Source organism: Pseudomonas sp. AC252 (genome assembly GCF_979258105.1).
In genome coordinates, this window is the sequence record NZ_OZ409837.1 from 5,203,872 (window position 1) to 5,218,752 (window position 14,881).

At 56.8% G+C, this 14,881-nt stretch carries 12 protein-coding genes; 7 read left to right on the forward strand and 5 right to left on the reverse strand.

The features are described from left to right. The first annotated feature begins 7 nt into the window (after positions 1–7). The 3 genes from ACZZZ4_RS23630 (at position 8) to ACZZZ4_RS23640 (ending at position 4,607) form a co-directional block, all read left to right on the forward strand. Positions 8–3,106 (forward strand): multidrug efflux RND transporter permease subunit, encoded by a 3,099-nt coding sequence (locus ACZZZ4_RS23630; protein WP_463548933.1) that lies wholly within the window; start codon positions 8–10, stop codon positions 3,104–3,106. A gap of 180 nt (positions 3,107–3,286) precedes the next feature. Continuing rightward, positions 3,287–3,928: a DUF1345 domain-containing protein gene (locus ACZZZ4_RS23635; protein ID WP_415762349.1), complete on the forward strand. Its 642-nt coding sequence runs from the start codon at positions 3,287–3,289 to the stop codon at positions 3,926–3,928. A gap of 169 nt (positions 3,929–4,097) precedes the next feature. After that, entirely contained in the window at positions 4,098–4,607 is a 510-nt protein-coding gene (locus ACZZZ4_RS23640; RefSeq protein WP_463548934.1) for a hypothetical protein, read from the forward strand. Between the two features lie 47 nt (positions 4,608–4,654). Here the strand turns inward: ACZZZ4_RS23640 and ACZZZ4_RS23645 are convergent, their stop codons facing one another. The 5 genes from ACZZZ4_RS23645 to ACZZZ4_RS23665 form a co-directional block, all read right to left on the reverse strand. Then, positions 4,655–5,860, reverse strand: a complete 1,206-nt coding sequence (locus ACZZZ4_RS23645; protein ID WP_463548935.1) for an autotransporter outer membrane beta-barrel domain-containing protein — start codon at positions 5,858–5,860, stop codon at positions 4,655–4,657. A gap of 1 nt (position 5,861) precedes the next feature. Then, positions 5,862–7,091 carry a hypothetical protein gene (locus ACZZZ4_RS23650; RefSeq protein ID WP_463548936.1) on the reverse strand — a complete coding sequence of 410 codons (1,230 nt, stop codon included), beginning with the start codon at positions 7,089–7,091 and terminating at the stop codon, positions 5,862–5,864. Positions 7,092–7,339: 248 nt separating this feature from the next. Beyond that, a complete protein-coding gene (locus tag ACZZZ4_RS23655; RefSeq protein WP_463548937.1) occupies positions 7,340–8,725 on the reverse strand; it encodes a hypothetical protein in 1,386 nt (461 codons plus the stop codon). Continuing rightward, positions 8,674–9,423, reverse strand: coding sequence for a hypothetical protein (locus tag ACZZZ4_RS23660; protein WP_463548938.1), 750 nt, complete (start codon positions 9,421–9,423; stop codon positions 8,674–8,676). The genes ACZZZ4_RS23655 and ACZZZ4_RS23660 overlap by 52 nt, the downstream gene beginning before the upstream one ends. Positions 9,424–9,528: 105 nt before the next feature. Beyond that, positions 9,529–10,374 carry a hypothetical protein gene (locus ACZZZ4_RS23665; RefSeq protein ID WP_463548939.1) on the reverse strand — a complete coding sequence of 282 codons (846 nt, stop codon included), beginning with the start codon at positions 10,372–10,374 and terminating at the stop codon, positions 9,529–9,531. A 237-nt stretch (positions 10,375–10,611) separates the two neighbouring features. Between ACZZZ4_RS23665 and ACZZZ4_RS23670 the strand changes: the two genes are divergently transcribed. Genes ACZZZ4_RS23670 through ACZZZ4_RS23685 form a run of 4 tightly spaced genes read left to right on the forward strand, consistent with a single transcriptional unit; the run spans position 10,612 to position 14,875 of the window. Then, complete coding sequence (locus ACZZZ4_RS23670) at positions 10,612–11,679, forward strand: LacI family DNA-binding transcriptional regulator (protein ID WP_463548940.1); 1,068 nt, start codon at positions 10,612–10,614, stop codon at positions 11,677–11,679. 45 nt (positions 11,680–11,724) lie between these two features. Beyond that, complete coding sequence (locus ACZZZ4_RS23675; protein ID WP_415762341.1) at positions 11,725–12,507, forward strand: sugar phosphate isomerase/epimerase family protein; 783 nt, start codon at positions 11,725–11,727, stop codon at positions 12,505–12,507. Beyond that, the gene (locus ACZZZ4_RS23680) at positions 12,500–13,519 is read left to right on the forward strand and encodes a sugar kinase (RefSeq protein WP_463548941.1); all 1,020 of its coding nucleotides are present in this window, start codon (positions 12,500–12,502) and stop codon (positions 13,517–13,519) included. The genes ACZZZ4_RS23675 and ACZZZ4_RS23680 overlap by 8 nt, the downstream gene beginning before the upstream one ends. Positions 13,520–13,576: 57 nt before the next feature. Further along, positions 13,577–14,875: an MFS transporter gene (locus tag ACZZZ4_RS23685; RefSeq protein ID WP_463548942.1), complete on the forward strand. Its 1,299-nt coding sequence runs from the start codon at positions 13,577–13,579 to the stop codon at positions 14,873–14,875. Positions 14,876–14,881 lie beyond the last annotated feature (6 nt).

A 14,881-nucleotide genomic window follows, 5' to 3' on the forward strand; every position in this document is an offset into this window, starting at 1 on the left:
CTCTTATATGCCGCAGTTCTTTATCGACCGCCCGGTGTTTGCCTGGGTGGTCGCCCTGTTCATCCTGTTGGCCGGTGCGCTGGCCATTCCGCAGTTACCGGTCGCGCAATACCCGGACGTTGCACCGCCGCAGATCGAAATCTATGCCGTCTACCCAGGCGCCTCGGCGCAGACCGTCGATGAGAGCGTGGTCAGCCTGATCGAGGAAGAACTCAACGGTGCCGATCACCTGCTCTACTTCGAATCGCAAAGCAGCCTGGGCAGCGCGACGATCAAGGCGACGTTCCAGCCGGGCACCAACCCGGAGCTGGCGCAGGTCGATGTACAAAACCGCCTGAAGGTGGTCGAGTCGCGCCTGCCGCAAGCGGTCAATCAGCAAGGGTTGCAGGTGGAGAAGGTCTCTTCCGGTTTCCTCTTGCTGATCACTTTGACTTCCAGCGACGGCAAGCTCGATGACGTGGCGCTCAGCGATTATCTGGCGCGCAACGTGATGAACGAGATAAAGCGTCTGGACGGTGTCGGCAAGGCGCAGTTGTATGGTGCCGAGCGGGCTATGCGCATCTGGATCGATCCGCAGAAACTGATCGCGTTCAATCTGACGCCGGCCGATGTCAACGAAGCCATTGTTGCGCAGAACGCCCAGGTTTCAGCAGGTAGCATCGGTGATCTGCCGTCACCTTCGACGCAGGAAATTACCGCGACAATTCTGGTCAAAGGCCAATTGTCGACGCCGCAGGAATTCGCCGACATCGTGCTCAAGGCCAATCGCGATGGCTCCACGGTGCGCATCGGTGATGTCGCGCGCGTCGAAATCGGCAGTCAGGAATATCAGTTCGGCACTCGCCTCAACGGCAAGCCGTCCACCGCCGTCGGCGTGCAGCTGTCTCCCGGCGCCAACGCACTGAACACCGCAACGCTGGTGCGGGCGAAGATGGACGAGCTGGCGCGCTACTTCCCGGCGGGCGTGGAGTACAAGATTCCGTATGACACCTCGCCCTTCGTCAAAGTCTCGATCACCAAAGTGATCTACACCCTCGGTGAAGCGATGCTGCTGGTGTTTGCGGTGATGTTCCTGTTCCTGCAAAACGTGCGCTACACGCTGATCCCGACACTGGTGGTGCCGGTGGCGTTGATGGGCACGTTCGCGACCATGCTGGCGCTGGGGTTCTCGATTAACGTGCTGACCATGTTCGGCATGGTGCTGGCTATCGGCATTCTGGTGGATGACGCCATCGTCGTGGTGGAGAACGTCGAGCGGATCATGGCCAGCGAGGGCTTGTCGCCCAAGGAAGCCACGCGCAAGGCAATGACGCAGATTACCGGCGCGATTATCGGCATCACCCTGGTGCTGGTCGCAGTGTTTATTCCGATGGCGTTCATGCAGGGCTCGGTCGGCGTGATCTACCAACAGTTCTCGCTGTCCATGGCCACGTCGATTCTGTTCTCGGCGTTTCTCGCCCTGACGTTGACGCCGGCGTTGTGCGCAACATTGCTCAAGCCTGTCGCCAAAGGTGAGCATCACGAGAAGTCCGGATTCTTTGGCTGGTTCAATCGTCGTTTCGAGCAACTGACCGATCGCTATCAGGGTTGGGTCGGCTATGCGCTCAAGCGCACTGGTCGCTACCTGGTGATCTACGTAGTCCTGTTGATTGGACTTGGGTTCTGTTTTGCGCGCCTGCCCTCCTCGTTTCTGCCGACCGAGGATCAGGGTTACACCATCACCGATATTCAATTGCCGCCCGGCGCGACGAAAAACCGCACCGTGCAAGTAGCCGAACAGCTCGAAGCGCACAACGCCGATGAGCCGGGAATCAGTGACAGCGTAGTGATCCTGGGTTTCAGCTTCTCCGGTAGCGGGCAGAATGCGGCGCTGGCGTTTTCAACGCTCAAGGATTGGTCGGAACGTGGCAGTGATGATGCCGCCAGCTCGATCGCTGACCGCGCCAACGCAGCCCTGAGCCAGATCAAGGACGCCATGGCGTTCTCGGTGCTGCCGCCACCGGTCGATGGTCTCGGCACGTCCAGCGGTTTCGAGTTCCGTTTGCAGGATCGCGGTGGACTGGGCCATGCGACGTTGATGCAGGCGCGTACGGAACTGCTCGCCGCCGCCGAGCAAAGCCCGGTACTGATGAACGTGCGTGAAAGCGCGCTGGCCGAAGCGCCGCAAGTGCAACTGATCGTCGACCGCAAGCAGGCGAATGCCTTGGGCGTTTCGTTCGCCGACATCGGCAACGTGTTGTCCACTGCCGTGGGTTCGAGCTACATCAATGACTTCCCCAATCAGGGCCGCATGCAGCGCGTGGTTGTGCAAGCCGAAGGTGATCAGCGCAGTCAGGTGGACGACTTGCTGAAAATGCACGTGCGCAACAACGCCGGAAACATGGTGCCGCTGTCGGCATTCGTCCAGGCCGACTGGATTCAGGGGCCGGCGCAATTGACCCGGTACAACGGCTATCCGGCGATTGCCATCTCTGGAGAACCGTCGGCGGGGCGCAGCACCGGTGAGGCCATGGAGGAAATCGAGCGACTGGTAGCGCTGGGGCCCAAAGGGCTGGGCCAGGAATGGACTGGTCTGTCATTGCAGGAACGCCTGTCCGGCAATCAGGCGCCGATTCTGCTCGGCTTGTCGCTGCTGGTGGTGTTCCTGTGTCTGGCGGCGCTGTACGAGAGCTGGTCGATTCCGACTTCGGTATTGCTCGTGGTACCGCTGGGTGTGCTCGGCGCGGTGCTGGCGGTGACAATGCGCGGGATGCCTAACGACGTGTTCTTCAAGGTTGGCCTGATTACCATCATCGGCCTGTCAGCAAAGAACGCGATCCTGATCATCGAGTTCGCCAAGAGCCTGTATGACGAGGGTCACGATCTCATCGATGCAACGTTGCAGGCAGCGCGTTTGCGCCTGCGGCCGATCGTGATGACATCGCTGGCGTTCATTCTTGGCGTGGTGCCCTTGGCCATCGCCACCGGCGCCAGCTCAGCGAGCCAGCAAGCAATCGGTACTGGCGTAATCGGCGGGATGATCACCGCGACGCTGGCGGTGATCTTCGTGCCGGTGTTCTTCGTCGTGGTCATGAAGCTCGTACAACGATTCACCAAGCAACACTGATCCAAACTGTGGGAGCGAGCCTAGGCGCGAATGCGTCGGTACATTCAAAGCTGATATTGACTGATCGGACGCCTTCGCGAGCAGGCTCGCTCCCACAGAGATCTGCATACAGACAGCATTGTAGTCACACCTCTCATCGCTGGGCTAAGGTGTCATTACCCACTTGCCCACCGAGTCCCCATGCCCTTCCTCGCCCGTACCCACCCTCGCCTTTCCGCTGCCGCCGCGCTCGGCCTCGCCACCGGCCTGCTGGTCCCCGCCGACTCCATCGCGAGCAAGATTCTTATCGGCTGGAACACCGGCGTGTGGACTTACCTGATCCTGATGTTCTGGCTGACCATACGCGCCAAGGCCCCGGATGTGCGCCGCATCGCCGAGATCGAGGATGAAAACGCCGGGCTGGTGCTTTTCGTGGTGTGTATCGCCGCGCTGGCCAGTCTCGCCACCATCACCTTCGAACTGGCCGGTAGCAGGGATCTGGAAACCTCACACAAACTGATGCACTACGGCTTCACAGCGCTGACGGTAATCGGCTCATGGCTGCTGATCGGGGTAATTTTCTGCGTGCACTACGCGCGGTTGTTTTACACCTGGAACGGCAAGGAGCCGGCACTGCGTTTTGCTGAGGGACTGACCACGCCTAATTACTGGGACTTTCTGTACTTCTCGTTCACCATCGGCGTGGCTGTGCAAACTTCGGACGTGGGCGTCGCAACGCGGGATATTCGAAAGATTGTGCTGGCGCAGTCGTTGATCGGATTTGTGTTCAATACGGCGATCCTCGGGTTCTCGATCAACATTGCAGCAGGGTTGTTCGGCTGAAAAAAACACGGCATGTTCTTGCAGTTCAAAGCACACAAAAAAGTGCGCCTGTAAACTGTCAACACTGACAGTTTACAGGCGCACTGTATTCAGGCTTCCATACAACATCCAGAAGTAGGACGGGTCAGTCTTTGGATGTCCCCAACCATATCGTATGGAGATATAATTCATGAGCTATGCAGCCCGAGCCTACAGGACGATCTTGCCGGATACAGCGCAGACCTTTTTGTCAGCCACGATCAACGGCGATGCCAATCCACGCTACAGGTTTGTCAAAGTCCCTCAATTTATGGAGTTTCGATCTACCTCTGTGCCTTCCTTCGGGCCGAAGCCCTACCCGGAAGGCTTGCGTTACGTTTTGACAGCTGGACACACCAAGGATGGTGTGACGCGTACGCTTGAGTTCGTGTTCCCTTTCAAACCCCAATCTTTGAGCTATGACCTGTCCAAAGATAGCGATGATGTCAGAAGCACTTACTATTCCAATCCCGCGACGGGCGACCTGCATGTCTCTGTGAGCGGGAGCCTGACATTGAAATATGACGACATTGAAAAAACACTGAGTGGCACTTGGTCCGGTACCTACGACCATGGTGGAGAGAATGGCAACGAAGAGTTCCCGATCACTGGGGAGTTTGTCGTTGACGCCGACCTGAGCAAAAGAAAAAGCACTTACTGACTACGGAAAAAGGAAGCTGCGAGGCTTCCTTTTTTATGTTGATGCAGTCAGAAACTGAAGCTCAGCCCAAGACTCCCTCCTAGCTCCTGGTCAGCTTTGCTGCCCCTGCTGGTTCCTAGCTCGCCATATGCCTGCCATTTGTTGTTGGCCGGCACCCAGTTGAGGCCACCGGTCAGCTCGAGGTTGGTGCTGGACAAATCGTTGTTGAATCCAGTGTCATTCACGCTGACACGATTGTTGTTGACGAATTCATGACTTACCGCCGCGTGTAGCCTGGGTTGCAATTTTCCGCCATTGTTCAGCACCACCTCGCGGCCAACTGTCATTCCGACCTTGCCGAGTAATGAGCGGGTCTCGTTGCTGTCGACCTGCAGTCCATTGTCCAACTTGTAGTCTTTGCCTTTCACAGTCGCTACACCAAACTGGGCAGAGGGCTCGATGAAGTAACCTCTGTTCAAGACAATATGCTTACCCACTTCGACGGTCCCACTGATCCCGAGATTATCGAAGTCACCCTTTGTTCGAGTGTCATCGCTCAAGGTGACTTTGACGTCATTACTGAAACGGTTGATTTTGCCAACGGTATCCACGTAGTACCCGGTCATTTCGTCGTACCACGACAAATACATCCCGCCATAGGTGCTATTGATCGTGCCCGCGCTGCCACGGGCCAGGTCAAGGCGAGTGGTGCTGTATCCACCAAAAACCCCAATCAACCATTGGCCATCACCCATCGGTAGTGGCGTATCCACTCCCAATGAGACGCCAGTCTGATTTTGTTTGTAACCATCGCCGTAGGCATTCTTGACGTTGTACTGATTGGCATGAGTCCGTATCCACAGGCCGGTGGTCGCGTTCTGATTATCTGAGTCCAGTGCAGCAACCGATTGCGATCGGGGCTGAGTGCCGGCCATGCGACGGTCGCCGAGGCGGGTATTGAGAGTGGTCATTTCCGAATAGATAACCGTAGGAGCTGTACCGGCAATGGCCAATGCCGTTTGTGTACCCGTGCTCGGCGTTGTCCCATCAGTTCGCAGGAATATACCTTCGCCCTCTCGCACCAGTTTGTACGCCAAAGCACCACGATCAACCTGACCGTTTCTCAGATCGAACTGAGCATCCCCGCCAGCGATGTTAGCCACTTGAACCGGTGCACCGGTGACAGGTTCGCTGGCGCTTGCACCGACTACCAGCTCGTGCCGGCCACTGGCTGATTCCGTGACATTGAGAAAGTCCGTTTCACCGGTGGACACGTCAGCATCCAAAAAACCGGCCGTTGCCTGACAAGTTGGCAACGTCCAGGCGGACGAACTCGGCGGGCGTGCCGAATCTCACGTTCCCGCCCTGCATTTCGAGATTCGATAACGAATTGCTGCCAACCAGGTTCCATTCAGCGCCACGCCCGATGGACATATCGCTGAAGCCAGTAACCGAACCGTGTAGGATCGAGTCGTTGTCCAGCATCACGACGCCAGTCCCGGAGCCCTGAATGTTACCGGTGAGTATGCTTCGGGTATCGAGCGAAACAGAATCGACGTTGATCAAATTGCCGTCAAGGCTGGCACTGTTTTGCAAGAAAACCGCGGCGGTCCCGCCGTCAGCAACCTCTACATTGCCGGTCAACTGGCTGTCGTCGATCTGAAAGCGCGCTGCTGCGCCATCAATGACTTCGAGGATATTACCGTTGCCGCCAATCAGGTTCGAACGGTTAGCTATCTCGATCAATACCGGTTGATCGTCTGGCGTCGCAAAATCGACTTTGATCGCTGCGCCGGTGCGGCCTTGCACGGTTGACCCATCAACCTTCAGTACACTCTGTGCGGTGACATCGCTCGGGTTCAGGACGGTATCCTCGCCAAATATGATCCCGTCCAGTTCTCCGATCACCTCGCTGGCTGCACTGATATTGGCGTTGCCGCCGTAAAGTTCGAGGCCAACACCATCTGCGTCAGTCCCTTCAACCCGGCTGTCCACCAGATTCAAGGTACTGAGGGAAGTCACCGCTGCACCCGAAAAACCGCCTGTCAGCGTACTGCCAGTGACGGTCGCCGTTGAGCCAACGGGTATGTTCAAGTCGCGCGCAAGCAACATTGCTCTGCCATCGCTGGACAGCGTACTGCCGGATACAACTGCCGAGCTGTCGGTCAAACTCAGCGCAGTGTCGAAATTGCTACCGGTCACCGTCGCTCCGTCCAGAGTCACGAAGGCATTTGAGGCTTCAATCTGTGAAGTGTTGGCGAAAATCGCGTTTAACGTCCCACCGCCGACAACAATGTCAAGCGCGTCACCACCATTGAGGTTGAGCGTGGCCGTGGCAGGGATGAACCAGGCTTCTGGCGTAGCACCGACGGATACGGTTTCGACTTCGCCAGGATTGAGATTTCGGGAAAAGGCCGTCTCGGATATTGCAATCAGCAATGCTGCGCAAGAGAGCGTGCCAGTGAGTTTTAAAACTGTCGGTCCCAAGCATTTTTCTAACGTCATGTTCACTTCTCGTTGATTTTATCGGGACGGAAGAAAGACGGTTCAGGCATACATGTTCCATCAGACGACCGTTGTAGACGGCGCTGGAGAATACCTGCTACTCCGGACTTTCTCTGTAGGACTACTCCTCTTAGTAGGTGGGCTTAATCGCCCACCCGCGACATTTCGAGATATTTCTTACACCGCCAATGAAATTCGTTGCCGGAAGAGGCTGGCTCTCCCGGCAATGCAGTAACACCGATTGCCGATTAAGGAGCAGGCGCGGGATCCCAGCCCGGTTCCGACTCGCAGTACAGGAAGTCGCCGTTGAGCAAGTAAACAACCATTTCTTCAACTTCCGATGAAGACACAGTCGGTGTGGAGTACCAGATTTTCACATAGCCCGCATAAAAATCGCTTGGATCAGGAGTGTCAGCAGGAGGACGAGGAAGTTTGCGAATAAAAGGTGTATACGGCACTTCCCAGATCATCCCTGCCGTTAGTTCTGCCAAAGTAATAGCACGTGTATCACTAAACACGGTATCGGCCGGCGCATCTACTGTATAAGCATCGTCATGCCAACCTTGCCAATTGAATGTAATGTCCATCCCATCGGTGAAATGATCATTGGGCTTGATCATGAACTTTGCAACGTGATCCTTCCCCGCCAAGCTCTCGCAGATAATGTTTGGGTACTCGGTGCCATCGGTCGGTGGACGTTGAAATTCCGGTTTATCGAGGACAATAACTACTGTATTGACAGTCACCGTCTCTTTTTCCGAATCTTGAGAATTATTTCGAGCCGGGTTTTCATATGTCCACCAAGCTTGTTTGGGTCCAATGCCACCCGGACCGACAACGCTATACGGCAAATCTATCTGAACGACCGTGTTGATATTCGATGCATCCATTGCAATTGAATTAACAATAATTTCGCCTTGATTCCCGAGATACTTCAGAGTGACCAGATCGCCCGGTTCGGGATCGGGGAATGTCGTTCCGGCTGTGACAGGCGATACATCGATGTGAGCCTTGGCTGTCTGATCGACATCATGAGGGCCGAGCACGTTATCCGTGACAGGGGCCTGTCCGCGGACGATCAGCTTGCGGAATTCGGGATTAACCTCAGGGGGCGGGTTCGTCGGGTCGACTGTATAAGGTGGATGCGTCGAGAAATCTGTTTTTACAGTCGTTGTTCCATCGTCGATGGATAAACCTCCGCGCATCAAGTCAGCTTTGACGTCCACGTCCAACTCGAAATTCGTACCCGTCTGGTTATCAAAGTATTGTTTGCTCAGACTTGACCAAGGAATGGTGAACTCCAGCTCCGTGAGTGCGTTGAATTGCAGATCCTGGGCTGGTTGAGTGCCGTATGTCAGGCTCACTCCGTCGGTGCCGATTGTATCTACCAACCGGCTGACTTTTACCTTCACACCTGCACGTGCATCTTTCAAATCGAGCAGACCATCTTCGTTTGCCGGGACGGTAATGACCCCCAGTTTAGGAAGGGGCAGAAAGCGTACGTTTTTGAAATACACGCCCCATGCGCTCTGGTTGCCAGCAGCGTCAGTAATGATGAACCAGATGAACGCCCGTCCGCTCGTTACCTTGCGTAGCTCTGCAGTCGGGATGGACAGCTTGCCACCGGTGGGCATCGGTCCGCTGAAAAAGGGGGCACCTGCGGAGGGTTGGTACGTGTACCTGCCACGTACAGGGTCAACGTGTCATCCGGCTGAACGTTGGCGTAGCTTGTATCAATTTCTACCTGCAATCCCGCTTCGTTACCTGGCTGACTCGCCCATGTGTCATCCAGATCGCCGGGGGCATTTGGAAACGTAGCTGGCGGAATTGTCCTGGCGCCAGGGGTCTGCCCCGGATTTGTACCTGTTTGTGCAGGTTTCGCTTGCCAGGCACCAGTACGGTCAATAAAAAACTGCATCACAGGACCGGTCAGCGGGTTGAGCCCCCGCTCATACAGAACGCTACGAACCCAGATCGGCGTCGGTCCGTCCGGGGTTGCATTCTCACCCAGATATCCGGTAGGCACAGTAATCGGAAAATCTACAGGACGGCTGGCCACGTCACCCAGCCTTACCCGGGGCAGCCGCGTGAAATCTGTCGGCAACGGATTGGCCGGAGGTTGGGTTCGCGTGACATCAAGGGCAATCTGATCCCCATTGTGGGGGTTCAACCACACATTGGTCTTGACCATAAGTGTCAGCGGGGCGCCCACTGGAATCGCAGCTATCGGAATAATGTCCTTGTTTGCACCGCGCCCGTCTGGCAGTTCCGGGGTAGGTGCGACCAGATTTCCCGCTTGTGTGCTTGAGTCCGCTGCTTGAATACTTGTCATGTGCCTTCTCCATTGCGTAGAAAATGTTTTTTGATCCATGCATCTTCGACAATGGCGGACGTCGCCAACTGCAGTCGTAATATCGCCGCTACTGTTACGCCCTGATCACTTCATCCAACTTGAATCCGAGCAATACTTGCTTTTTCCCGGAATTTTCCTGTCTACCTTCACCAGCCCGGTAAACGAGCGAAAGATGGGTACCCCGTTGCGCAATAGCTGGTAACTCACTGTGGCCGAATCGTTTTCCTCCATGGGTTCTATATGTGAAGCAAATGGCTTGATTACGATCTTGACCGGCTCCTTAGACACAACATCTGTCACAACCTCGGTAAAGTTAAACACCTGTGTCAAAGGGTTTCCCGACCCGTTTAAAGAATCCCATGCCTGCCAATCCAGGCTGAGGACATCCGTACGCTGAAACAAGTCATCGAAAGGAATCTCGATACGTACCCCTTCCCAGATAAACAAGGCTTCCGGATCATCGGGATGGTTCTTGTAACATCCGATATACCCCCAACCATCCGCATCGGGAAAAGCAACTTCCTTCAAACGTTGCGGCGGCGCAACTATCGCAAAAGTCAGACGTCGTGAAGGCGACGTAGTAGGGTTGATCGCACGTACCGTGTACAAAAGCTCAAACGTAGCCACATCCGGAAGTTTCTCGGGAATCAATGGAATACGAAACTCTGGCGCATCGTCCGCAGCCCCATATTCGGCAAATGCGATGTAATCAGGGTTGCCGACGATGAAAATTTCAACACGGTCTTTACGCACGCCTGAAACAGGAAAATTCGGCCAGCGGTCAATAATACAAACGATGCCCACCTGTTTTGCGTCCGGCGGCAATGTTCCGGCCGGGTCAAGCGGATCGACGCCTTCGACCCTTGGCAGGCTCAGAAGCACACCGGGATTCGATGAATTGCTTGAGGTAATTGACGTTTCGATCGGCATGGAATTTCTCACTGGCTGGTCATCTTGGCCTGAAAGAAATTAAGCTCCCGTATTGGAAAGATGCCTACTGTCAGATCTGACAGGTAAGTCGACCGTCTGTCGGAAAACCATTTTCCCGTAACTGCTTCAACTGCATTTGTAAGGTTGACGGCATCAGGTCGGATAGTGTCTGCTGAAACCGGTTTCAACAGCATTGGTGCCGTGAAACGCGATATTCCAAAAACAAGGTCTATCCAATTGAATGATTTTTCCGCCGCCCAACGCAGCCGCGTGACCATGCTCGACGTTGCCGAACACGCTGGCGTGTCCAAGGCCAGCGTCTCGCGTTTCATCGGCGACGACCGCGCTCTGCTCTCCGATGCCATCGCCCTACGCATCGAGCACGCCATCGACGAACTCGGTTATCGCCCCAACCAAATGGCCCGCGGTCTCAAACGCGGGCGAACCCGCCTGATCGGCATGCTCGTTGCCGATATCCGTAACCCTTATTCGATTGCTGTAATGCACGGGGTGGAAACCGCCTGCCGTGCGCACGGCTACAGCCTGGTGGTGTGCAACACCGACCGCGATGACGAGCAGGAGCGCCAGCATCTGGCGCTGTTGCGCTCGTACAACATCGAAGGGCTGATCGTGAATACGCTGGGCCATCACCGGGACGAACTACTCGAGTTGCGACGCGAGATGCCGATGGTGTTGGTAGATCGCAAGGTTGAGGGGCTCGACAGCGATATAGTCGGGCTGAACAACCCGCAAGCTGTGGAGATGGCGCTGACGCATCTGGAGCAGCGCGGATATCGCGATCTTTTGCTGGTCACTGAACCGTTTGACGGCACCAGTTCGCGAATCGAGCGGGTCAGCAGTTTTCAGGCACGGATCGCGCAGCGCTCAGGATTGACCGGTGCGGTGGTTGAGACTGGTGATGATCTGAACGCGCAACTTCAAACCTTTTTAAACACACCCGGTAATGGCCCGAAAGCGCTGTTTTGCGCCAATGGCGTTGCAGCGCTGGCGGCGACTCATGCATTGCGCGCACTGGGTGTGCGTTTGTTTGAAGACGTCGGGCTGATCGCTCTGGATGATCTGGATTGGTATCCGTTGGTGGGCAGCGGGATTACCGCGCTGGCGCAGCCGACACAAGAGATTGGCGCGCGAGCATTCGAGTGTTTGCTCAAGCGCTTGCGTGGGGATGACGAGGTGGCGCGGGTGGTGGATTTTGCACCGGTGCTGGTTGAGCGGGGGTCGACCCGAGGGATTGGCGGCGTCTGCTCGCGAAGATGTCCGGAAGGACACCACAGAACCACCTAATATTTTTTTGAACAAAAATGAAACCGGTTTCAGAGGTCAATAACAATGAATAAACCAGCCGTTTCCATCAGTCTGTCCAGCTACGGTGCAGAGCTTGTGCGCCAGCGAGGCCAGGATTCTTTTATCGAGGTACTCGCGGCAGCCGGCGCCAATCGCATCGAGTGGCGCGAAGAGTTGCTGACCCGCGAAAACCCTGCGCAACTGGCTCAAGCGACTCAGGCCCAGGGCCTGCAAAGCATCTATTCGTCGCCCACCGAACTGTGGCTGGCAGGGCAAGCGCAACCCAATCCCGAATTGATTACCGCGCTGCAACAAGCGCAGGCATTCGGTTCGAAATGGCTGAAGGTGTCGCTCGGCTATTTCACTGACAACTCTGATTTGCAGGCCCTGGCCGAGCGACTCAAGCAGAGCCCGGTGCAACTGCTGGTGGAGAACGACCAGACCTTGCACGGCGGGCGAATCGAGCCGTTCCAGCGTTTCTTCGCCGCCGTCGAGCAGCACAACTTGCCGATCAAGATGACTTTCGATATTGGCAACTGGCACTGGCAGGACCAGTCCGCTGCCAGCGCCGCCCGCGCGCTTGGTCGTCATGTCGGTTACGTGCATTGCAAAGCCGTTGCGCGCCGCGCCGACGGCAAACTGGTCGCGGTACCGCCGGCCATCAGCGACCTGCATCTGTGGGAACAACTGCTGCGGCACATGGACCAAGGCGTTATGCGCGCCGCTGAATACCCGCTGCAAGGCGATGACCTGGTGCAGCTGACCCGCGAACACGTCGCCGCCCTCGCCCGCCTTGGTCAATCGCGCCTGGAGCCAGCTCATGTCTGAGATCGATATTCTTTCTTTCGGTGAAACCATGGCAATGCTGGTCGCCGAGCAGACCGGTGATCTGGCCAAGGTCGAGCAGTTTCATAAACGTATTGCCGGGGCCGACAGCAACGTCGCAATCGGCTTGTCGCGTCTGGGTTTTAACGTCGCGTGGTTGAGCCGGGTCGGTAACGATTCACTCGGACGCTTTGTGGTCGAGACGCTGATCAAGGAAGGTCTGGATTGCAGCCACGTCGACGTCGACAAAAACCATCCGACCGGATTCCAGTTCAAATCGCGTAATGACGATGGCAGCGATCCGCAGGTCGAGTATTTCCGCCGCGGCTCGGCGGCCAGTCATTTGTCCCCGCATTCCATCAGCGACAACCTGCTGAGCGCCCGCCATCTCCACGCCACCGGTATTCCGCCGGCGCTGTCGGCTTCGGCGCGGGAAATGTCCTTCGAACTGATGACCCGCATGCGCAACGCCGGACGCAGCGTGTCATTCGACCCGAATCTGCGCCCAAGCCTGTGGGCCAGCGAAAGCGAGATGATACGCGAGATCAACCGCCTCGCCGCCCTCGCCCATTGGGTGTTGCCGGGGTTAAGCGAGGGCCGCTTGCTCACCGGCTTCGATGACCCGGCTGACATCGCTGCGTTTTACCTGAATCAGGGCGCCGAAGCGGTGGCGATCAAGCTCGGGCCAGAAGGCGCTTATTACCGCACGCAGCTGGATCAGGGTTTTGTCGCTGGCGTGCCGGTGACCAACGTGGTCGATACCGTGGGCGCGGGCGATGGCTTCGCGGTGGGGATGATCAGTGCCCTGCTCGAGCACCAGAGTTTTGCCGAGGCAGTGCAGCGGGCGAACTGGATTGGCAGTCGTGCGGTGCAGAGTCGTGGGGATATGGAGGGCCTCCCAACCCGCCAGGAATTATCGGTTGAATTTGAATCCGCCTTCGCGAGCAGGCTCGCTCCCACATTTGGAATGCAATCCCCTGTGGCAGCGAGCCTGCTCGCGAAGAGGCCTGCCTAGGCAACGCAAATTTTTGAACCTGCTGCGACAAAAACAACAAGCTCAGGAGTCACTCCGATGAAAACTGCAACCCTCGCCGCCCGCCGCTGGTGGTACATCATGCCGATTGTGTTCATCACTTACAGCCTGGCCTATCTTGACCGCGCCAACTACGGTTTCGCTGCCGCATCGGGGATGGCTGAAGACCTGATGATCACGCCGGGCCTGTCATCGCTGCTCGGTGCGCTGTTCTTTCTTGGTTACTTTTTCTTCCAGGTACCCGGCGCGATCTACGCGCAAAAGCACAGCGTGAAAAAGCTGATTTTCGTCAGCCTGATCCTCTGGGGCGGCTTGGCGACGCTGACTGGCGTGGTATCCAACGCCTATTGGCTGATCGTCATTCGCTTCATGCTCGGCGTGGTCGAAGCGGCGGTGATGCCGGCGATGCTGGTCTATCTCTGCCACTGGTTCACCCGTGCCGAGCGCTCGCGGGCCAATACCTTCTTGATCCTCGGCAACCCGGTGACCATGCTGTGGATGTCGGTGGTATCGGGTTATCTGGTGCAACATTTCAGCTGGCGCTGGATGTTCATCATCGAAGGGCTGCCAGCGGTGCTATGGGCGTTTATCTGGTGGCGTCTGGCCGATGATCGTCCGGCCCAGGCCAAGTGGCTCAATGCCCAGGAAAAGCAAGATCTGGAAAGCGCTCTCGCCGCAGAGCAGGTCGGCATCAAGGCTGTGAAAAACTACGCCGAGGCGTTCCGTTCGCCAAAGGTGATCATTCTCGCGCTGCAGTTTTTCTGCTGGAGCATCGGCGTTTACGGTTTCGTGTTGTGGCTGCCGTCGATCCTCAAGGCCGGCGCGCAGATGGACATGATCGAGGCTGGCTGGCTGTCGGCGCTGCCGTATCTGGCGGCGGTCATCGGCATGCTTGCGGTGTCGTGGGGTTCGGACAAGTTGCAGAAGCGCAAACGCTTCGTCTGGCCGCCGCTGCTGATCGCTTCGATTGCGTTTTATGGCTCGTATGCCTTGGGCGCCGAACATTTCTGGTGGTCGTACACGCTGCTGGTGATTGCCGGCGCCTGCATGTACGCGCCGTACGGGCCGTTCTTCGCCATCGTTCCCGAAATCCTGCCGGCCAACGTCGCCGGTGGCGCCATGGCGCTGATCAACAGCATGGGCGCGCTCGGCTCGTTTGGCGGCTCGTATCTGGTCGGCTATCTGAACAGCTCCACCGGTTCGCCCGGTGCCTCGTATCTGTTGATGAGCGGCGCGCTGCTGCTGTCGGTGGTGCTGACGATTTTCCTCAAGCCCGGCGCCAGTGATCGCGTCGTCGCCAAAGCCGCCGCCACACCGCGTGTGCCGGCGCATTCCTGAAAGGAC

What these genes read in the sequence shown, in the direction of transcription:
- ACZZZ4_RS23630 (WP_463548933.1), top strand. Translation starts at nt 8, where the DNA reads ATGCCGCAGTTCTTTATCGACCGCCCGGTGTTTGCCTGGGTGGTCGCC.
- ACZZZ4_RS23635 (WP_415762349.1), top strand. Translation starts at nt 3,287, where the DNA reads ATGCCCTTCCTCGCCCGTACCCACCCTCGCCTTTCCGCTGCCGCCGCG.
- ACZZZ4_RS23640 (WP_463548934.1), top strand. Translation starts at nt 4,098, where the DNA reads ATGAGCTATGCAGCCCGAGCCTACAGGACGATCTTGCCGGATACAGCG.
- ACZZZ4_RS23650 (WP_463548936.1), bottom strand. Translation starts at nt 7,091, where the DNA reads ATGACGTTAGAAAAATGCTTGGGACCGACAGTTTTAAAACTCACTGGC.
- ACZZZ4_RS23655 (WP_463548937.1), bottom strand. Translation starts at nt 8,725, where the DNA reads ATGCCCACCGGTGGCAAGCTGTCCATCCCGACTGCAGAGCTACGCAAG.
- ACZZZ4_RS23660 (WP_463548938.1), bottom strand. Translation starts at nt 9,423, where the DNA reads ATGACAAGTATTCAAGCAGCGGACTCAAGCACACAAGCGGGAAATCTG.
- ACZZZ4_RS23665 (WP_463548939.1), bottom strand. Translation starts at nt 10,374, where the DNA reads ATGCCGATCGAAACGTCAATTACCTCAAGCAATTCATCGAATCCCGGT.
- ACZZZ4_RS23675 (WP_415762341.1), top strand. Translation starts at nt 11,725, where the DNA reads ATGAATAAACCAGCCGTTTCCATCAGTCTGTCCAGCTACGGTGCAGAG.
- ACZZZ4_RS23680 (WP_463548941.1), top strand. Translation starts at nt 12,500, where the DNA reads ATGTCTGAGATCGATATTCTTTCTTTCGGTGAAACCATGGCAATGCTG.
- ACZZZ4_RS23685 (WP_463548942.1), top strand. Translation starts at nt 13,577, where the DNA reads ATGAAAACTGCAACCCTCGCCGCCCGCCGCTGGTGGTACATCATGCCG.